Source organism: Acetobacterium wieringae (assembly GCF_023700225.1).
GTDB classification, from domain to species: Bacteria; Bacillota; Clostridia; order Eubacteriales; family Eubacteriaceae; genus Acetobacterium; species Acetobacterium wieringae.
Genome location: NZ_CP097897.1, coordinates 1833877 through 1853509 on the forward strand (window position 1 = coordinate 1833877; position 19633 = coordinate 1853509).

23 protein-coding genes are annotated in these 19633 nt (G+C 45.4%); 16 read left to right on the forward strand and 7 right to left on the reverse strand.

What is annotated here, in order from left to right; genetic code table 11:
• Positions 1 to 70 precede the first annotated feature (70 nt).
• The 6 genes from CHL1_RS08970 to ybeY form a co-directional block, all read right to left on the reverse strand.
• Positions 71 to 1237 (reverse strand): MFS transporter, encoded by a 1167-nt coding sequence (locus CHL1_RS08970; protein WP_250936163.1) that lies wholly within the window; start codon positions 1235 to 1237, stop codon positions 71 to 73.
• Between the two features lie 201 nt (positions 1238 to 1438).
• On the reverse strand, positions 1439 to 1828 hold the full coding sequence (locus tag CHL1_RS08975) for a VOC family protein (RefSeq protein WP_250936165.1): 390 nt from the start codon (positions 1826 to 1828) through the stop codon (positions 1439 to 1441).
• 45 nt (positions 1829 to 1873) lie between these two features.
• A complete protein-coding gene (gene recO, locus CHL1_RS08980; protein WP_250936167.1) occupies positions 1874 to 2626 on the reverse strand; it encodes a DNA repair protein RecO in 753 nt (250 codons plus the stop codon).
• A 20-nt stretch (positions 2627 to 2646) separates the two neighbouring features.
• A complete protein-coding gene (gene era, locus CHL1_RS08985; protein WP_070372231.1) occupies positions 2647 to 3543 on the reverse strand; it encodes a GTPase Era in 897 nt (298 codons plus the stop codon).
• Between the two features lie 20 nt (positions 3544 to 3563).
• Positions 3564 to 4010 (reverse strand): diacylglycerol kinase family protein, encoded by a 447-nt coding sequence (locus CHL1_RS08990; RefSeq protein ID WP_338078307.1) that lies wholly within the window; start codon positions 4008 to 4010, stop codon positions 3564 to 3566.
• Positions 3982 to 5178 carry an rRNA maturation RNase YbeY gene (ybeY, locus tag CHL1_RS08995; RefSeq protein WP_250936178.1) on the reverse strand — a complete coding sequence of 399 codons (1197 nt, stop codon included), beginning with the start codon at positions 5176 to 5178 and terminating at the stop codon, positions 3982 to 3984. Before ybeY ends, CHL1_RS08990 begins: the two co-directional genes overlap by 29 nt.
• Positions 5179 to 5309: 131 nt before the next feature.
• Here ybeY and CHL1_RS09000 point away from each other — a divergent pair, with 131 nt between their 5' ends.
• The 3 genes from CHL1_RS09000 to CHL1_RS09010 all read left to right on the forward strand — a co-directional run bounded on the left by CHL1_RS09000 (position 5310) and on the right by CHL1_RS09010 (position 7785).
• Positions 5310 to 6239: a DMT family transporter gene (locus CHL1_RS09000; RefSeq protein WP_228879696.1), complete on the forward strand. Its 930-nt coding sequence runs from the start codon at positions 5310 to 5312 to the stop codon at positions 6237 to 6239.
• Positions 6240 to 6316: 77 nt separating this feature from the next.
• On the forward strand, positions 6317 to 7387 hold the full coding sequence (locus tag CHL1_RS09005) for an NAD(P)H-dependent flavin oxidoreductase (RefSeq protein ID WP_250936179.1): 1071 nt from the start codon (positions 6317 to 6319) through the stop codon (positions 7385 to 7387).
• A gap of 131 nt (positions 7388 to 7518) precedes the next feature.
• Complete coding sequence (locus tag CHL1_RS09010; RefSeq protein ID WP_250936181.1) at positions 7519 to 7785, forward strand: MarR family transcriptional regulator; 267 nt, start codon at positions 7519 to 7521, stop codon at positions 7783 to 7785.
• Positions 7786 to 7898: 113 nt separating this feature from the next.
• Here CHL1_RS09010 and CHL1_RS09015 read toward each other — a convergent pair whose 3' ends face one another.
• Positions 7899 to 9101 (reverse strand): IS110 family RNA-guided transposase, encoded by a 1203-nt coding sequence (locus CHL1_RS09015; protein WP_187389181.1) that lies wholly within the window; start codon positions 9099 to 9101, stop codon positions 7899 to 7901.
• A 533-nt stretch (positions 9102 to 9634) separates the two neighbouring features.
• Here CHL1_RS09015 and CHL1_RS09020 point away from each other — a divergent pair.
• The 13 genes from CHL1_RS09020 (at position 9635) to CHL1_RS09080 (ending at position 19613) form a co-directional block, all read left to right on the forward strand.
• The gene (locus CHL1_RS09020; protein WP_070372238.1) at positions 9635 to 10594 is read left to right on the forward strand and encodes a beta-ketoacyl-ACP synthase III; all 960 of its coding nucleotides are present in this window, start codon (positions 9635 to 9637) and stop codon (positions 10592 to 10594) included.
• 87 nt (positions 10595 to 10681) lie between these two features.
• On the forward strand, positions 10682 to 10903 hold the full coding sequence (locus CHL1_RS09025) for an acyl carrier protein (RefSeq protein ID WP_070372239.1): 222 nt from the start codon (positions 10682 to 10684) through the stop codon (positions 10901 to 10903).
• Between the two features lie 10 nt (positions 10904 to 10913).
• The gene (gene fabK / locus CHL1_RS09030) at positions 10914 to 11861 is read left to right on the forward strand and encodes an enoyl-[acyl-carrier-protein] reductase FabK (protein ID WP_070372240.1); all 948 of its coding nucleotides are present in this window, start codon (positions 10914 to 10916) and stop codon (positions 11859 to 11861) included.
• Positions 11849 to 12709 carry an ACP S-malonyltransferase gene (locus tag CHL1_RS09035; protein ID WP_250936183.1) on the forward strand — a complete coding sequence of 287 codons (861 nt, stop codon included), beginning with the start codon at positions 11849 to 11851 and terminating at the stop codon, positions 12707 to 12709. Before fabK ends, CHL1_RS09035 begins: the two co-directional genes overlap by 13 nt.
• Positions 12710 to 12782: 73 nt before the next feature.
• Positions 12783 to 13523, forward strand: a complete 741-nt coding sequence (gene fabG / locus CHL1_RS09040) for a 3-oxoacyl-[acyl-carrier-protein] reductase (protein WP_250936185.1) — start codon at positions 12783 to 12785, stop codon at positions 13521 to 13523.
• Positions 13524 to 13532: 9 nt separating this feature from the next.
• On the forward strand, positions 13533 to 14771 hold the full coding sequence (gene fabF, locus CHL1_RS09045) for a beta-ketoacyl-ACP synthase II (protein WP_250936187.1): 1239 nt from the start codon (positions 13533 to 13535) through the stop codon (positions 14769 to 14771).
• A gap of 13 nt (positions 14772 to 14784) precedes the next feature.
• The gene (gene accB / locus CHL1_RS09050) at positions 14785 to 15258 is read left to right on the forward strand and encodes an acetyl-CoA carboxylase biotin carboxyl carrier protein (RefSeq protein WP_070372244.1); all 474 of its coding nucleotides are present in this window, start codon (positions 14785 to 14787) and stop codon (positions 15256 to 15258) included.
• Between the two features lie 110 nt (positions 15259 to 15368).
• Entirely contained in the window at positions 15369 to 15785 is a 417-nt protein-coding gene (fabZ, locus tag CHL1_RS09055) for a 3-hydroxyacyl-ACP dehydratase FabZ (RefSeq protein ID WP_250936189.1), read from the forward strand.
• 11 nt (positions 15786 to 15796) lie between these two features.
• Positions 15797 to 17149 (forward strand): acetyl-CoA carboxylase biotin carboxylase subunit, encoded by a 1353-nt coding sequence (accC, locus tag CHL1_RS09060; protein ID WP_070372246.1) that lies wholly within the window; start codon positions 15797 to 15799, stop codon positions 17147 to 17149.
• A 15-nt stretch (positions 17150 to 17164) separates the two neighbouring features.
• Positions 17165 to 18052 carry an acetyl-CoA carboxylase, carboxyltransferase subunit beta gene (accD, locus tag CHL1_RS09065; protein ID WP_070372247.1) on the forward strand — a complete coding sequence of 296 codons (888 nt, stop codon included), beginning with the start codon at positions 17165 to 17167 and terminating at the stop codon, positions 18050 to 18052.
• Complete coding sequence (locus CHL1_RS09070; protein ID WP_148637122.1) at positions 18039 to 18830, forward strand: acetyl-CoA carboxylase carboxyltransferase subunit alpha; 792 nt, start codon at positions 18039 to 18041, stop codon at positions 18828 to 18830. Before accD ends, CHL1_RS09070 begins: the two co-directional genes overlap by 14 nt.
• A gap of 140 nt (positions 18831 to 18970) precedes the next feature.
• The gene (locus CHL1_RS09075) at positions 18971 to 19150 is read left to right on the forward strand and encodes a hypothetical protein (protein WP_250936191.1); all 180 of its coding nucleotides are present in this window, start codon (positions 18971 to 18973) and stop codon (positions 19148 to 19150) included.
• Positions 19071 to 19613, forward strand: a complete 543-nt coding sequence (locus tag CHL1_RS09080; RefSeq protein WP_250936193.1) for a BMC domain-containing protein — start codon at positions 19071 to 19073, stop codon at positions 19611 to 19613. Before CHL1_RS09075 ends, CHL1_RS09080 begins: the two co-directional genes overlap by 80 nt.
• Positions 19614 to 19633: the final 20 nt, after the last annotated feature.

Consider the following 19633-nt stretch of genomic DNA (forward strand, 5'->3'; position numbering starts at 1 on the left):
CGATCAATTCGTACGAATCCGGTACAGATAAGGATTTGATAATTTCTAAACTTCGATACGATGCATAATTCTATTGCGGCTTATTTAAAACAAATCGACGACTCATTGCAAATACTACTGCCAATAGCAGCAAGCAAAGTGATGCGATCATAAACTTGATACTTATATCACTGTCAGGGATCTGGAGCGATATCCAATCAAAGATTAAGGGTGAGACAAACATTCCTAAATTGACCGCTGCCGTTACCAATGCAATGGCAGTGGATTGATTCTCTTTTCTTACTGCGTTGGCGGCCAGATAAATTCCTGTTGGCATAACAACACCAATTCCAAATCCGATAAAAAGAGCGGCAACACAGATACTGACTAACGATCCCAGAAAAAATATTAGGCTCATCCCCAGTCCCACAACTGCGATTCCGACGGTTATTGTCATTGTTTTTAGGCGGTGGATGATATGGCTGTAACGAAAACCGGTGATCATTCCGGCTGCTGATATCAGGGTGTTGATGATACCGCTAAGCGTCGCATCCCCATAGCCCTTGCTCACCACCAGCAGCGCTATGTTAGTCTGAAAAACAAAAAAGCAGCTGCCAAATAAAAAGATGATCAGGGCAATAAAATAGACGGTACCATTTAGTTTTTCAGTACGATTTCTTGCTTTTAGTTGGGTCGCTGGAAGCGGCTGATCATGGGGCAAATATTTTATGACAATCACAAGAACCGGTAGAAAAGCCAGATAAACCAGATAAGCTCCATTCCATTTTATATTAGCCAGCAAACCGGAAGTAAACAACAGCACCATACTACCGCCATTAAGAAAAGCCGATTGGAGTCCCATCATCGCCCCGCTTTCTTCGCCAGAAAAATAAACGGTGATTAAGGCCAGAGTTATTGTTGCATTAATTCCTTGACCGACACCAATCAAAACACTGGAAAGCCATAAATATTCAATCGCCAGCGGCCCCAGTATCAATCCCATCAATCCACCAGAGAGCCCGCAAGTTAGACTAAAAATCACAAGACTCTTTTTTGAGATCCGCATTGAGAGTGGACCTGCAGCAAATGCAAAAATCACCCCCAATAACGCCGGTAGGGTCAAAACCATTTGAATCATGGTTTCTGACACATTGGGGTAATGCTGTTCGATATCGGCAAGAATGGCAGAAGCGGTCATTGATATCATTAAAAGTGATGCAACTGATAAAATAGCCAGTTTGATTCGTTTTTTCTCCAATTGCGACTCCATATCTCAGTACAAATTAGAATAGTATTTTAATATAATTCTTACCCCCGATAGGATCAAATATTCGAAGGTTCTAGCCTGATAATGCTTTTCATTTCGGATGATGACAATCGTTTTTCATAGCCCCCTTTCACTTAACCAGAAATTAGTTAAAAAAAAGAGAGGTACTCCCTCTCTTATCATGGCAAACTTTTACTTCCGGATGATTTCAATTTTATAGCCGTCCGGGTCAGTAATAAAATAATAACGGGGTTTACCATCACCACTTAAACCTTTTGGCTCAGTGGGTTGGTAGCCCTTTGCGTCGTGCGCGGCCCAGGATGCTTCAAGATCATCAACCACGACGGCTAAATGACCGTAGGCAGTGCCCAAATCATAGGGAACAACCTGACCATAGTTATAGGTCAGTTCCAACTGATGACCGTTGGGATCGCCGTCGCCTAAAAACACCAGCGTAAACTCATAGGTCGGTTCGTCCCGTCGTCGTACTTCCTCAAATCCCAGCGCTTCTTTGTAAAACGCCAGAGAGCGGTTTAAATCCAATACCCGAATCATTGTATGCGCCATTTTGTAGTTTCCCATCATAATCTCCTTTTTAATTTATATTTTTCGTATTTTCCAACTGATTTAGGGGTTGAGCATGGTTTTATAAAAAGCATAGGCTTTGGAAGATTTCCCGATGCAACAGCTGATATAATGATCCAGCAGATCACTAATTTTTACGGCTTCAGCTGGGTTGATCTCCCGGTCTTTGAGCTGTTTAATCGGTTGTTTTAAAAAGTCCCGGAGCAGTTCCAGCATGGCTGGGCTTAGCTTATAGAGATAGCCCGGGCTTTGTTCCCGGCAGTCCCGGCAGACCAGGCCATTTTGTTCAATACTGAAGTGGCTTAACGCCTGATCATGCTGACAACCCATGCACGTCTCCAGAACAGGACGATAGCCTAAGTAGCTGACCAGCTTCATTTGAAAGGCTCCGACCAGAACCAGGTCATTTCTGGCTTTGCCGCCGGAGATATAAAACAACACATGGAGCAGCAGTTTTAAAATCTCCGGACTTTTCTGATAAAATTCGTAGGTGTTATACATCAAGTCCAGTAAATATGAAGCCAGGGCCATTTTGGTCAGATCAGTTCGCAAGGGATAGAAGGCTTCGATTAAATTGGCCTGATTGATGATGCCAAAATTCTTGCCGGGATAATAGACAAATTCACTATAGGCAAAAATTTGAGTGCTGGCTAAAAGACCACTTTTCTGACGCCGGACGCCTCGGGCAATACATTGGATCTTACCCTCATCTTCGGTGAAAATGGTCAGAATCTTATCCTGTTCTTTGTAGGGCTGCTCTCTGATGATCAGGCCTTTTGTTTTAATCAGTGCCATATTGCTCCAAACCGAAAAATTTATTCAAAATAGCCTAAATCTTTCAGATCAAAATTCTTATCCCGCCAATCCGTGCGAACCTTCACCCAGAGTTGCAGATTGATTTGGGTTTTGAGGAAAAATTCAATATCTTTCCGGGCTTGCGAACCAATCTTGGTCAGCATCGAGCCGCCCTTGCCGATTAAAATCCCTTTATGGGTTTTGCGCTCACAGAAAATGGTCGCTTCGATATCAATAATATCCTTCCCTTTTCGGGGTTTCATAGCCGTTACTTCGACAGCAATACCGTGGGGAACTTCATCATTTAAAAGGTTAAGGATCTTTTCACGGATCAGCTCCTGGACAATCCAGCGTTCGGATTGATCAATAATCATATCAGCGGGGAAAAACATCGGACCCGGACTGAGCAGGTCGGTTATCAGATCCAGCAGTTCTTTAACACCATCTCCGGTAACCGCCGAAATCGGAATAATGGCTTTAAGGAAATCGTATTTTTGATATGCCGCAATGGTGATTAGCAGTTCTTCTTTGGGCAACAAATCAATTTTGTTGATGACTAAAACAACCGGGGTCTTGCTGGCTCCCAGCTTCTCCAGAATATATTGATCGCCGGGCCCAATTTTTGTTTCGGGCTCAACCAGGTATAAAACCACATCCACGTCAGCAACGGTATTTTCCGCCGCTTTTTGCATGTAGTCACCTAAGCGGTTTTTGGGACGGTGCATTCCCGGAGTGTCAATAAAAACCATCTGGGCCTGCTCATCGGTATAAATACAACGAATTGCATTGCGGGTGGTTTGGGGTTTGGCCGAAGTAATCACCAGTTTCTCCCCCATAATATTATTAAGCAAGGTCGATTTTCCGACATTCGGACGACCGACGATACTGATAAAGCCGGATTTAAAGTTTTTGTTCATTATTCACATTCTTTCTCTGGTTAAAAAAACCAATTGATAATTTTGGGTAAAAAGATAATCAGCCCCACGCAGATTGACATGATGGCTGCTACCATTACGGCTCCGGCGGCGGTGTCTTTGGCAACCTTGGCCAGATGATGGTATTCTTCGGTATAAAGGTCCACCAGGGTTTCAATGGCGGTGTTGATAATTTCGAGGATAAAAACAAAGCCAATTACAATCACCAGCGCCAGCCATTCATAGTTTTCGATTTTAAAGATAAAACCGCAGGCCACCGCCAATAAACCGATGCCAAAGTGAATGCGCATATTCGGCTGGGTTTTGAGGGTGTGTAAAATACCTTCAATGGCAAAAGAAAAACTCTTTTGTAGCTTTCGTCTGATCGTCCCCACCTCCTGATTCATTTGCTTGATAGAAGGATGCGACTGGGGCAAGGCTTTAGTCGTCACCCATAATTTCTTTTTCAATGCGACGCATCACCGATTTTTCATCATCTTTCAGATGGTCATAACCCAACAGGTGCAATACACTGTGCACCGACAGATAGGAAAGCTCCCGGGTCAGGGTATTTCCGTATTCTTTGGCCTGGGCTTTTGCCTGCTGGATGCAGATAACAATATCACCGAGTAACAAGGGCAAAAACGGATTGTCTTCGATAATTGACTCCCGATTATTCATGAAATCTTCATACATCGGAAAGGACAGGACATCGGTGACAGAATCTTTATCCCGGTACTCCCGATTCAGATCTCTTATTTCGGAGGTGCTGACAAATGAAAAACTCACTTCACACTCCACCTCAATTTGCTGGTGAAGGAGCGTTCGTACCATTGCATCTTCGACCTCTTCCAATACCGTTTCATCAATTTCAAAATCACTACGGTTATCATAAGCGACTACAAGCATTTTAGTTCCTCTCTGACTTATATTATTTCTTTTTTTATGGGCTGCTTTGGCTTTCGCTTCGGCTCGTGCAGCCGCCCGCATGGCAGATTTTTTGGCATCCGTCAAGGGGGTTGGGTGTGGGATCAGTTCATCATAGGGTGGTGTGGTCATATGGGATAGCATTCCAAAGCCGTGGTTATAATCAATCATCGTGATGCTGCCCAATTTAATGTCAAAATGCCATTTACAGTCCAGCGGCAGATTCAGCATATTGGTCAACATGCCGTGGATCGTACCACCGTGAGCCACCATCAGAACCGTTTCGCCTTCGGTCAGTTCGGTTAAAAATTCGGCGCAAAGATCATGATATTCCCGTTGGCTCTGACCCTGAGGGACTCTGTAATTTATATAATTTGCCATCCATTGATCCCACTCAGACTGGAAAATTTCGATGCATTCGTCCCGGGTTTTTCCTTCAAAGATCCCGAAGTTGAATTCACGGAGGCGGTGATCGACTTGAATCTCTTTCCCGGTTACTGCGCCCACTGCCTGGGCAATTTTGTAAGCCCGGGTCGTTGGACTGGCAAAGATTTTATCAAATGACAGTTTCTTATCCAAGGCAATCAGTTCTTCCACCAGAATTTCTTTCATGGCCTCGCCCCGGGGCGTATAATCGGATTCGGTGTGACCATTGAGGCGATGTTCCACATTTCCAAAAGTTTCTACATGTCTAACCAATACAAGTTTCATTTATTCGTCCTTATGTGATTTATATATTTCTTCTCTATTATAACTCATTTTAATCGGGGAAACCAAAATATTTTTGCCATCTCTGATTAATTTAGTTATAATTAAACCAGAACCTGAGAAAGGATATCATCATGGAAAAAATAAAAAAACAAGCACTCTTTGCTGATCTGGGGCTGGTAGCAGTGGCTTTTGTCTGGGGCAGCGGTTTTGTTGCGTCAAAAAATGCTCTGGACTCCATGTCACCAATGATGTTGATGACGGTCCGATTCGCCGTTGCTTCCCTGTTATCCGGATTTATTTTTCGGAAAAATTTAAAGAACCTCTCAAAGGATACAATTAAGGCCGGTTGTGTGATTGGCTTTTTTCTATTCACTGCTTTTGCCGCCCAGATGATTGGTCTGCAATATATGCTGGCCGGAAAACAGGCCTTTTTAACGGCGACCAATGTAATTATGGTGCCCTTTATTTACTGGGCCGTTAAAAAACATCGGCCGGATCAGTATAATTTTGTAGCTGCCTTTATTATGCTGTTGGGGCTGGCCCTGTTGACCATCGATTTTTCGGTTGGCTTTTCTTTTAATCCCGGGGATGCCCTTACCCTGCTCTGTGCCTTATTATACGCCTGTCATATTGTCGTGGTGGGGATTTACTCAAAAGAACATGATCCTTTTGCCTTAACCGTGATTCAACTGGGTTTTGCGGCAATTGTATCCTTAGCCTATGTTTTACTAACTGGCGAGTTTACTCTGGCGATCCCGATACCTGGTCTGATCAATGGCTTGTATCTGGGGATATTCTGTACCTTCCTGGCATTTTTAGGACAAACAGTGGCCCAAAAATATACCAATTCCACCCATGCCGCCATTATCCTTAGTCTTGAAGCGGTCTTTGGCAGTCTGTTATCAATCATGATCCTTGGCGAAGATTTTACGTTGATGATGTTTTTGGGTTGTCTGGTTATTTTTATGGGTATTCTCACCGCTGAAACCAAGTGGTCCTTTTTAAAGACAGCATTTCTTAAAACAAAACAGGATACTCCGGAAAAAATAACCGAGATTTAGCTTTTTCTTTACAGATTAATTCTCGATATGCTATGATTACCTCCAATCGCAAGAATAATTGCAAAGGAGGTTTTTTTTTGAAAACTCAATTTAATATTGGAAATCTTGAATTTTCCAAGCCGATTGTCCAGGGAGGCATGGGGATCGGTGTTTCACTTTCTAATCTGGCCGGACATGTCTCAAAACTTGGCGGTCTCGGTGTTTTATCGGCAGTGGAAATGGGTAGTGATTACCCTGACTATAAAAAAAATCCCAAGCTGGCCAATCGACAAGCAATGACGGATCACTTTAAACGAGCCAAAGCGCTATCCGGCAATCGACCCATCGGAATTAATATCATGGTGGCCTTAACCCAATACGAGCAACTGGTCAAAGATGCGGTACAAACCGGATATGATATCATTTTTGCCGGTGCCGGCCTGCCCTTAACCCTGCCGGAACTAACCCGCAATTCCTTAACTAGGATTGCACCAATTATTTCATCAAAGCGAGTGGCCAAGCTGATCTTAAAACACTGGTGGCGCCACTACGAAGTTGCTCCCGATGCCATCGTTCTGGAAGGTCCCCTGGCGGGCGGTCATTTAGGTTTTAAAACTGAAGATCTGACGCCCGAACGGTTGGCTGAACAAGCGCTGCCAGCATTAATTCCCGGCGTATTGGAAGAAATCAAACCCTATGAGGATCTGGTTGGACGACACATCCCTTTAATCGCCGGTGGCGGAATTACCACAGCAGCCGATGTCCGAGAAACGCTGGCAGCTGGTGCCGATGCCGTTCAGATTGGTTCCCGCTTCGTCACTACCATCGAATGCGATGCCTCACAGGCCTTTAAAGAAGCTATGGTTAAAGCAACCAAAGCCGACATTGAGATCATTGTCAGTCCTGCTGGTTTGCCAGGCCGGGCCATTCACAACCGCTTTCTGGAAGAAGTCAAAGCTGGATTGCGCCATCCTAAAAACTGTCCCATCAACTGTATCAAGAGTTGTGACTATAAAACGGCACCCTACTGTATCGGTTTGGCATTGATTGCTGGTAGAAAAGGCGATCTCGATAACGGCTATGTTTTTTCAGGGGCCAACGCCTATAAGATCTCAGAAATCACTACCGTGGAAGCCTTAATGAACGAATTAACCAGTGAGCTTGGTTAAAAAGTCGTTTTTAGAGAGCTGTAAAGTCTTAAGAGCTTCTAAGAAACTGTCCAGAGCCAGAGCTTTTCTTGACAAATATTTTTTTAGCGCTATAATTAGTTAGACAATCTAATAAATATGGAGGTGACCCTTTGGACTCTTTTTCTTCCCAACTCAACGCCGTTCTGGTTGATACATTCAATAATATTTTAAAGTTTGAAGAGGATTTACTCAAGCAATCGACAAATATTGATTTATCAATCAATGAAATGCATCTGATTGAGCATGTGGGAAAAAATACAAATGATGGAAGAACCATAAGTGATCTTGCCCAAAGTCTAAACATTACCCTCCCCTCAGTAACAGTAGCCATTAATAAACTGGCCAAGAAGGGGTATGTAAAAAAAGCCTGCAAATAAAAAGTCAATAGGAAATTGAGAGCTTTGTAAAAAAAAGTATATTCAAGAAATAAGCACGACAAAAAGACCAGCAAATATCGTTGGTCTGAAGATTAGGAAATCTGTGGTAAGTGTTACGAAAGAGACAGCAGGTATTCTTTTACTCTACCATAGTAGATACGCAGAAACTTATTAGCGCCTGCAGTCATGTAAACATAGTAAGGTTTACCCTGAGCACGTTTCTTGTCGAGAAACTGATAAACAGCATCATCTTGTGGCTTGGTTTTGATAAGAGCATCCATGACCTGAAATAGCGTTTTACGCAAAGACGAAGAACCTCGTTTGGAAGTATGGACACTTTTTTGTTCATAGGTTCCAGACTGGTTAACACCTGGATCAACGCCTGCAAAGGCAGTAAGAGCACCCTTATGTGTAAACCGTGTAACATCGCCGATTTCAGCAATCAACTGAGGGCCAAGAGATGATCCAACACCTTTCATTCCCATGACGATTGAGTATTCAGGAAGTTTGGATGCGGTTTCATTCATCAGAGTACGAAGTGATTCTACAGTTTTGGAAGCAATGTTTAATTGATCGACAGCTTGTTTCACAATGAGTTTGGTCAAATGATCTTTAGGAAGTACAGGAACAAGTTCCTTTGCTGCTCCATAGATTTCTTCAGCTTTTAATTGACTGAAGTTGTACTTATTTCGCTTACACCATTTCTGATAATGGACGGTGAAAGCGTGAAGAGACATTTTACGAACACAGTCTACATGCCAGTATGCAGCAGCGAAATCAACCCATTTCTGGCTGCCATCATCACGAGCAGGGCTGTTGAAGTAAGTATTGACACCTGGATAGGTTTGATCAAGTATGCCGATAAAATTATTTTTCATAGCCGTTTTGTGCTTCATGTAAAAACCAAACTGACGGTTCATTGTTTTTAACTGATTACGTATTTCATCCATAAGATTATACTGTTTCAAATCATTCCAACTGTCAAGAGCATAACGCGCTATTTTAATAGCATCTGCTTTATCAGATTTGACTTTACGTAGAGAGTTGTCACCGAAATCTTTAATAAGCTTAGGATTTATGGCACTTACAAAAAGATTTGCCTGAGAAAGCTCACGTGCCAGTGGCTCATAATAACGACCCGTATGCTCCATAACGATGCGGGATTCGCCGTCAATGGATTGGATCTGGTTGATGAGAGAACGGATTTCTTTGGAAGTGTGGCGAATCTCAAAAGGCAAAGAAACAATCTCACCATACGGGCGGATAATAGCGATCATGCTTTTGCCCTTGGAAACATCAATACCTACTGCGTTCATGTTCATAAATTTGTCACTCCTTAAAATTATTGCAATGGATAAACACCAGTTTTACTCATTGCCTATTCAATCTACTGTGGTGTGACACGAACGTACTGTAGGACAGCAGTTCAACCTGCATAAAACGAACGCTGCGAATGAGGAGCCGGTTATCAGTCTTTTTTACGGACGCGAAGTCCAAGAAAGGCAGACGATATACCTATTGCTCTTACATTCTAACAGCTTAAGCAACAAGATGGATAATGTCCTAACTGGTTGTTAGGTACTATGACCATAAATATATTGTAGTAGAAAAAAGCAATACCGATGGACGAGTTGTTTACGTCCGTCTTACCGACAAGGGCTTGCGAATCGATAAAATTCACCAGTATTTTCATGTAAAGATGGTGAAAGATATTTCTAAAGAAATGACTGATGAAGAAAAAGAAGTTTTAATTCATGGCATGGAAAAATTAAATGGTTTTTTCAGAAAAAAATTATCAAGACTCGCTGACGAAGATGAGTCGTCTGCGCCTTGATGTTTGGAGGAACAAATGTCCTTTACAATTATCGGAACCGGTTCTGCGTTGCCCAAAACAATTCAGACCAACGAAGACCTCGCCCAGTTTCTAGATACGTCCCATGAGTGGATCGTTTCTCGAACTGGCATTGAAGCCAGGCATATTTGTGTCGATGAGTCCATTTTGGATATCGCTCTGGAAGCCAGTGTGAACGCTCTGGCAAACGCCCAAATCAAACCAGCTGAGCTCGATCTGATTATCTGCCCCACCCTTGGCGGTGATACTGTCACTCCTTCTCTGGCCTGCCTGATTCAGGAACAACTTGGTGCGACCTGCCCCAGTTTTGACCTTAATGCGGCCTGTTCTGGCTTTGTCTATGGGCTGGACGTGGCTGATGCCTATTTTTCCCGCAATGGTGACATGAAAATTTTAGTCATTGCGGTGGATGCGATGTCCAAACTGGTGGACTGGCAGGATCGGGCTACCGCCGTTCTTTTTGGCGATGGTGCCGGTGCGACGGTGCTGACCAGCGGCGACAGCCTCAAAGCGATCCAACTGACTGCCGTCGGAAATCAGCATGCCTTAAGTATTCCTTGGCCCAAGGGTAACCATCCCCTGACCACAGGACAACCCCATCCAGCCCCCTATCTGCTGATGGATGGGCCGGAGGTTTATCGCTTTGCGGTAGCTGCCATCTGCAGTGATTTACGCTCGGTGACACAAAAAGCCGGTATTGCTCTTGCTGATCTTGATTATATTATTCCCCATCAGGCCAACCAGCGGATTATCGAAGGGGCGGCCAAACGCCTGAAGTTATCAATCGACAAATTTGTTCTGCGGGTCGACGGCTGCGGCAATACTTCTGCAGCCAGTATTCCTCTGGTATTGGATGAACTAAACCGCAATGGTTTATTCAAATCCGGTACCCGAATTGCCTTAACCGCTTTTGGTGGCGGACTGACAACTGGCGCCTGTGTAATTGAATGGGCCTGATAGGGTCTGCTAACAATTATAATTACTAAAGCAACTAAACCAATCTCAAGTAAAAATTTATTTTATAATCTTAGGAGGATTAATCAAATGGTATTAGAAAAAGTAGTGGAAATTTTACGGAATTACAAAGATGAACAGGATCTGGAAGTAACAATGGATTCAACCTTCGAAGAACTGGAACTGGACTCACTGGATACGGTAGAACTGGTTATGGAAATCGAAGAAGCCTTTGATACCAGCATTGAAATGGATGGCGAACTGACAACGATTGGTGATGTGGTAGAGCTGATCGAAAAAGCAATCGCTTAGGTGAAATAGGATGATTAAAACACCACTCTGCGATCTATTAAACATTGAATTTCCCATTCTTCAAGGAGGAATGGCGTGGATATCCGATGCTCAGCTTGCGGCTGCCGTGTCAAATGCAGGTGGTTTAGGGATTATTTCGTCAATGAACGCCGATGAAAATTGGCTCCGCACCGAAATTATCAAAGTAAAAAGCTTGACGGATAAACCTTTTGGGGTCAATGTCATGCTGATGAACCCCCATGTCGATAAAATTGCCCAGGTACTGATTGATGAAAAGGTTCCGGTGGTTACTACCGGAGCTGGCAATCCCGGAAAATTTATGAAAATGTGGATTGAAGCCGGTATTAAAGTGATTCCTGTCGTGCCTTCCACCGGGTTGGCACGGTTTTCCGAGCGGGCAGGCGCCACCGCCGTAATTGCCGAAGGTGGTGAATCCGGCGGACATGTCGGCGAAATGGCCACCATGCCATTGATTCCCCAGGTCTGTGACGCAGTTTCAATTCCGGTCATCGCTGCCGGTGGTATCGGTGATGGCCGGGGGATCGCTGCAGCGCTGATGCTGGGGGCCGTGGGCGTTCAACTGGGCACCCGATTCTTAGTCGCCCAAGAAACCAACATCCATGAAAATTATAAAGATAAAATTATTAAAGCCAAAGATATTGACACCATCCTCAGTGGACGAACATTGGGTCATCCGGTCCGATCTCTGAAAACAACCTTCTCAAAAGATTTCATAAAATTGGAAAATGACCCAACTGCGCCACCTGAAGCTCTGGAAGAATACGGTCGGGGTGCCCTTCGCATTGCCGCTCAGGAAGGTGATTCTCAAAAAGGTTGCTTCATGGCTGGCCAGATTGCCGGCATGATAAAAGAAAAACAAAGCGTGAAGGAAATCATCTTAACACTGGCCAAAGAAACCGAAACAGTATTAAAAGGAGGCTTACAATGGGTAAAATAGCACTGCTTTTCCCGGGTCAGGGATCTCAGTATGTTGGTATGGGCAAACCCCTCTACGAACACTGCGTGTCTTCGCGAACGATTTTTGACCAAGTTAATGCCGTTCATCAGGGCACCACTGCCCTCTGTTTTGAAGGGCCTTCCGAAGCCCTCAATCAAACCGAAAACACCCAACCCTGTATTTTTGCTGTCGAATTGGCAGCCCTGGCTGCTTTGCAATGTGTTGGCGTTGAAGCCCAGGGAATCGCTGGATTCTCGCTGGGGGAAGTAACCGGATTGGTAGCCGCCGGAGTTCTGTCAATGGACGATGGTTTAAAGTTTGTTAAAAAGCGTGGTCGGGCGATGGAAGAGGCCGCACAGATGACGCCTGCAACCATGGTAGCGGTTTTAAAACTTGAAAATCCCAAAGTGGAAGCACTCTGCAAGGAATTCAACCAGTGTTACCCGGTTAACTATAATTGTCCCGGGCAGCTGGTTGTCGCACTTTTAAAAGCCGATCAGGAATTGTTTTTAACCCGGGTTAAAGAGCTGGGCGGCCGGGGTATTCCCCTGACCCTGTCTGGCGGTTTTCACTCGCCTTTTATGACCTATGCCACTAAACTGCTTGAAAAGCGGATCTATGAATTGACCTTCACTGAAGCGTCAATTCCCCTCTATTCCAACGCCTATGCCAAGCCCTACCCTGATGCGCCGGTGGATATCCGGTCCTACATTCTGCACCAGATCAATCATCCCGTATTATGGGAACAAACCATGCGCAATATGATCGCCGATGGATTTACTACCTTTATTGAATGTGGCCCCGGCAAAACCCTGGGCGGATTCTTAAAAAAATTGACAAATCAGTAACCTGTCATCACGTTGAAACCCTGTTGACCGATTATCTGGAAGCTAAAAACGCTGGAAAGGAATGGACTTTTACATGCTAACAGGAAAAACTGCACTCATCACTGGTGGTGCCAAAGGAATTGGCCGGGCGATCGCCCTGAAAATTGCTGAAGCCCATGGAAATGTCGCCATTATCTACCGCGGTAGTCAAATAAATGCTGAAGCTACCATTGCGGAATTGCTGGCTTTTGGTGTTCAGGCCAGAAGCTATCAATGTGATGTCGCTGACTTCAGTGCCACTAAAGAACTGGTTGCTCAAATTATTAACGATTTTGGCGGCTTGGACATCCTGGTGAACAATGCCGGTATTACGAATGATAAGTTATTAATCGCCATGAAAGAAGAAGATTTTGACAGCGTCATCAACACCAACTTAAAAGGCGCTTTTAACATGACCAAACACGTCGGGGCCTACCTGCTTAAGCAGCGTAAAGGGCGAATTATCAATATTTCTTCAGTTTCCGGTCTGATGGGTAACGTCGGCCAATGTAATTACGCCGCTGCCAAAGCTGGACTGATCGGCCTGACCAAGTCAGCTGCCAAAGAAATGGCGCTGCGGGGAGTTACCTGTAATGCCATTGCCCCCGGTTTTATTGATACCGATATGACTAAGGCATTAAAACCCGAAATAAAGATAGAAATACTCAAACAAATTCCCTTAAAACGTTTGGGACAGGCTGATGACATTGCCAATCTCTGCGTTTATTTAAGTAGCGATTTATCCGGCTATATTACAGGAGAAGTCATTAAAGTTGATGGCGGTCTCTATATTTAGGAGTAATTTATGAATCGACGAGTTGTTATAACAGGATGCGGTGCCGTTTCTCCAGTGGGTAGCACTGTAGAACGTTTTTGGGAAAACCTGACAAACGGAAAATGCGGCATCGACTTTATTAAAAAGTTTGATACCACCGACTTAAAAGTGAAAATTGCAGGTGAGGTTCATGATTTTGAACCCCTTGATTATATTAAAAAAAGTGAAATCCGCAAAACCGATCTATTTACCCAATACGGCATTGGTGCGGCTGTTCAGGCGATGGAAGACAGCGGTGTCCAGGCTCATGTCGATCCCAGCCGACTGGGTGTTTTTATCGGTTCCGGCATCGGTGGTATTCATACCTTTATTGATGAATGCCACAAAATGGATGAAAAAGGTCCCAGTCGGATTTCACCCTTCTTTATCCCGATGATGATTTCAAACATCGCTGCTGGCACCATTGCCATTCGCTATAATGCGCAGGGACCCTGCTTGCCAATTGTTACGGCCTGCGCCACTGGCACCCATTCAATAGGTGAAGCCTTTCGCAGTATCAAACACGGTTATGCTGATGCGATTATTGCTGGCGGTACCGAAGCCAGTATTTCGCCACTATCAGTGGCCGGTTTCACAAATTTAACGGCGTTAACAACCGTTAACGACCCGGCCCGGGCCTCGATTCCCTTTGATAAGAATCGCAGCGGTTTTGTCATGAGCGAAGGCGCTGGTGCCCTGGTGCTGGAAGAAAGGGAATCGGCCCTGAACCGGGGCGCTAAAATTTATGGCGAAATTGTCGGCTACGGCAATACCTGTGACGCCTACCATATTACAGCCCCCCACCCTGACGCCATCGGCGGAACCCGGGCCATCCATCTGGCGATAGACGAAGCAACCCGGAGCGGTGTCAGTTTCGAAGAAGCTCAGATCTATGTCAATGCCCACGGTACCAGTACCCCCCTTAACGATAAATCAGAAACCATTGCCATTAAAAATGCCCTGGGTGAGCATATCAGCCGCACCCTGGTCAGCTCGACCAAATCAATGACTGGACATATGTTAGGCGCTGCCGGTGCCATCGAAGCGATTGCCTCAGTGTTGGCTTTAAAAGACGGCATTATTCCCCCCACCATTGGCTATCAGGAAGCTGACCCGGACTGTGACCTGGATTATGTTCCCAATCAGAAACGGGCAGTAGAAAGTGATATCGCCCTGTCGATTTCCCTTGGATTTGGTGGTCACAATGCGTGTCTGGCATTTGTTAAGTAGAGGAGAATAAGTAATGGAATTAACGACTGAAACCATTCAAGCCCTGGCGAAAATCATGTCGGCCGAAAAACTGACCAGTCTGGCTCTGGATCAGGGCAACCTGAAAATCGAAATGAAACGGGAAAGCGGTTTGACTTTCACAGGAGAAGCAACTTCTTGTGAACCACAAATAACGATCACTGCGCCACAGCCCCCACAAGATCTGCCTGTGATAGCCGAAACTCCTGAAGTCTCTAACAATGCCGAGTGGAAAGAAATTAAATCCCCGATGGTGGGTGTTTTTTACCAAAGTAGTCAACCCGGGAAGCCGCCCTATGTGACCAAGGGACAACACTTTGCTGACGGTGATACCCTATGTATCATTGAAGCGATGAAGCTGATGAACGAAATTACCGCCGAAACCGCCGGTACCATTATGGAAGTATGCGTCAGCAACGGCCAGGTTGTGGAATTCGGCCAGGTACTCTATCGCATTGTAGAGGACTAATATTTTAACGTAAAATCGATACCGTACTGATCCCATTCGGTACGGTTAAATCTTGTTGTGATTAAGCAATTACAAAAGCGAATTTTAGAAAAATTCAGAAGGAAATCAGAATGAAACGTGATGAATTAAAGAAGATCCTGCCTCACCGTGAGCCGATGCTGCTGATTGATGAGGCTGAAAAAATAGATGACACCACCGCCACTGGTCGCTACACGGTTACCGGCGATGAGTTTTTTTTACAGGGCCATTTTCCCGGTAACCCGGTCGTACCAGGGGTCATCCTCTGCGAAATTATGGCTCAGACCAGCTGTGTCTTATTGGCTGAGTTAGAAGGTGCCAACAAAACCCCCTACTTTACTGGTCTGAATAAAGTAAAATTCAAAGAAAAAGTTCGCGTTGGCGATACCATTGAAATTACCTGCAGTTTGACAAAATCCAAACCGCCGTTTTATTTTGCCAGCGGTTCGGGATCAGTGAACGGCAAGGTGGCGGTAGTCGGAGAATTTTCGTTTGCCCTGATTGAGTAAGGAGGCTTCCGATGTTTTCAAAGATACTGATTGCCAATCGGGGCGAAATTGCGTTGCGGATTATCCGTGCCTGTAAGGAAATGGGCGTTGCAACTGTGGCCGTCTTTTCCACCGCAGATGAAAACAGCCTTCACGTTAGCCTAGCCGATGAAAGTATTTGTATTGGCCCGGCAGCTGTGACAGATTCCTATCTGAATATTTCGGCAATTTTATCGGCGGCCGTATTAACCGGGGCGGAAGCCATCCACCCCGGTTACGGACTTTTATCGGAAAATCCCAAGTTCGCCCGGCTCTGCGCCCAATGCGGGATTGCCTTTATCGGACCGAGCTGGGAAATCATTTCAAAAATGGGCGATAAGGATCAGGCCCGGGCCACCATGGCGGCCGCTGGCGTTCCCATTGTCCCTGGTACCGATATTATAAGTGATCCCGATGAAGCCCATCGCAAAGCCGATGAAATTGGCTATCCATTATTAGTCAAGGCCCGGTCTGGCGGTGGTGGTAAAGGCATCCGACTGGTGGAACGATCCGAGGATTTCTTAAACGAATATTCGCTGGCCCGGCAGGAAGCCCAAAATGCTTTTAATGACGATGGGGTTTATCTGGAAAAGTTTTTAACCCGAGTCAAGCACATCGAAATTCAATTACTTTGCGATCAGCATCAGCATGTGGTGGCACTGGGTGAACGGGAGTGCTCGGTGCAACGCAAGAATCAGAAGTTGCTGGAAGAAAGCCCTTCCCCTTCCCTGACCCCAGAAATCCGCATGGCAATGATGGAAGTTTCCCGCCAGGCGGCGCTGGCCATTGGCTATGAAAATGCCGGTACCATCGAATTTTTAATGGATGCGCAGGGTCATTTTTACTTTATGGAAATGAACACCCGGTTGCAGGTCGAACATCCAATTACCGAAATGGTGACCGGGGTGGATATTGTCAAATGGCAGATCCGGATTGCGGCTGGATTACCTCTGACCTTTGGTCAGGAGGATGTCCATATTCAGGGCCACGCCATCGAATGCCGAATCAATGCCGAAAATCCCCTGCTCGATTTCAGGCCCAACTGCGGCACCATCAACTTTCTTCATGTACCCGGTGGCCCCTGGGTGCGTTTCGACACCCTGCTCTATCAGGGCTATGCGATTCCGCCCTATTATGATTCGATGGTTGGTAAACTGATTGTCCACTCTAAAACCAGGGAGCTGACGATCCGCAAAATGAAAGCCGCCCTGTGTGAGCTGGTGATTGAAGGAATTGACCACACCAGCCAGGTGCAGTTGGATATTCTTAGTCACCCCTTATTTATTGCGGGCGATTACTTTACTGATTTTATGGAAAATGAATTTGGCAAGACTTTGCCGGAATAAAAATGGAGGGTTTAAATGCTTAGTAAAGGTCTATTTAAAAAACCGAAAAATGAACTGGAAGCCCAGCACCGAATCAAGCGTAAAACCGATCCGGCGATTCCCTCGGAATTATGCCGAAGCTGTCCATCCTGCAAGCAGTTGAGCTTCACCTCCGATTTAGAAAGCAACTTCCACGTCTGCCCCAAGTGCGGACATCATTTTCGGATCAATGCCCGCCAACGCCTGAATATGATTATTGATCAGGATACCTTTGTGGAGCAGTATCATGAGCTGTCCTCAACCAATCGTCTGGGTTTTCCCGGATACGATGAAAAACTAGAGCAGGCCGCCCTTTTCAGCCACGAAAACGAAGGAGTCATTATTGGCACCGGAAAAATTGACAATCGGAAGGTAGCTCTATTCGTTATGGAAGCCACCTTTATGATGGGCAGTATGGGACAGGTTGTCGGAGAGAAGATCACGTTAATCTTTGAATACGCCCTAAAACACCAGCTCCCGGTGATTGGCTACACCGTTTCCGGTGGCGCCCGGATGCAGGAAGGGATGCTGGCACTGATGCAAATGGCTAAAACCAGCGGTGCCGTCAAACGACACAGTGATGCCGGTCTGCTTTACCTGACCATCCTCACCGACCCAACCACTGGCGGTGTCACTGCCAGCTTCGCCATGGAAGGCGATATTATTCTGGCTGAACCGGAAGCCTTAATTGCCTTTGCTGGCCCCCGGGTGATTGAGCAGACCATTCGTCAGCGTTTACCCAAAGGCTTTCAACGGGCCGAGTTTTTACTGGAAAAAGGCTTTGTCGATGCGATTGTTCCCCGTAGCACCCAAAAAGAAACCCTGACACAATTATTAACCCTTCACGGGATTCCCAAAGGTGGTGATCAAAATGGAAGCATATAAACGGGTTGCCCTGGCCCGGAAAAAGACCCGTCCGACCGGACAGGATTTTATTGATAATCTCTTTACCGATTTTATTGAATTGCATGGCGACCGCTGTTTTGGTGACGACCCGGCAGTAATTTCCGGTCTGGGTCACCTGATGGACATGCCAGTGACCGTCATTGCCCAGGAACGAGGTCAGAATACCAAATCCCGGGTCAAACGTAACTTTGGCTCCGCTCATCCGGAAGGTTACCGCAAGGCCCTACGGCAGATGAAACTGGCCGAAAAATTCAATCGCCCGATTGTTTGTCTAATTGACACATCCGGTGCCTTTTGTGGAATCGGTGCCGAAGAACGGGGCCAGGGACTAGCCATTGCCAATAATCTGATGGAGATGATGAGCCTAAAGGTTCCGATTCTGTCGGTTGTGATTGGCGAAGGTGGTAGTGGTGGCGCTTTGGCCCTGGGAGTGGCCGACGAGGTCTGGATGCTGGAAAATGCCATCTATTCGGTGATCTCACCGGAAGGCTGTGCCAGTATTCTCTGGAAAGACGCTTCCAAAACCAAAGATGCGGCTAATTGCCTAAAGCTGACCGCTCAAGACTTATTGGAGCTCCAGGTCATCGATAAGATTATATCGGAGAACCATCGTGATTTCAAAAACGTCTATCGGGAATTAAAAATCGGATTATATAAATGTTTTCAAAAAAACCAGGCTCTCGATCACGACCAATTGATCAACAACCGCTATCAACGGTTCCGCAAATACGGTGCCATTGATAGTATGACCAAATGATTAATGCCTGATCATCCAAGCAGCCTCAAAAAGCAGATAACTACCCGTAGTGCTGCTTTTTTTTATTGTTCCAGAACAAAATAAATGCTATTATAGTTAATAAGTAAATTTTCACAAAATTCACAAAAGGAGATGATGCCATGACTGGAGATCGAATTAAATGCGAACTTGTTTATAGTAAATTGCTTACCGCTGTTGAAGACATCATGTTGGAGGAATTTGAATTGCCGGAGGGTTGTATTGACATCGGGATCTTTACCACCCAATATGATGGCGTCGGTTACTGCCGCCGACGAAGCTACCAAAAACTCCAATGTTGAGGTCGCCTACGTAAAAACCCTTTATGGAGCTGGCGCCGGCCTCAACGACGGTCAGGTATTCGGTGTCATTACTGGCCCAACCATCTCTGACGTTGAAAATGGACTGCGCTATATTCGTGACTACGCTGAGAATAAAGCCAGTGTTTACAGCGTTAATGAAGATGACAGTAACCTGATTTATGCCCAGTTGGTTCCCAAGATCGGCAAGTATTTTTCAAAAACCTACGGCCTGCCGATGGGTTCCTCGATTGCTTTTCTGTTTGCTCCGGCCCTGGAAGGGGTTGTAGGTATCGATGAAGCTTTGACAGTTGCCGATGTGGAAGTGGTAAAATTTTTCGGACCACCGACCAATTCAAACCTCAGTGGCGCCATCCTGACGGGTACCCAGGCTAATTGCCGGACTGCCTGTGAAGCCTTTAAAAACGCCATTATCAGTTGTGTCGAAGACCCGGTTGATTATTAAAAGTATCATGAACGTAAAAA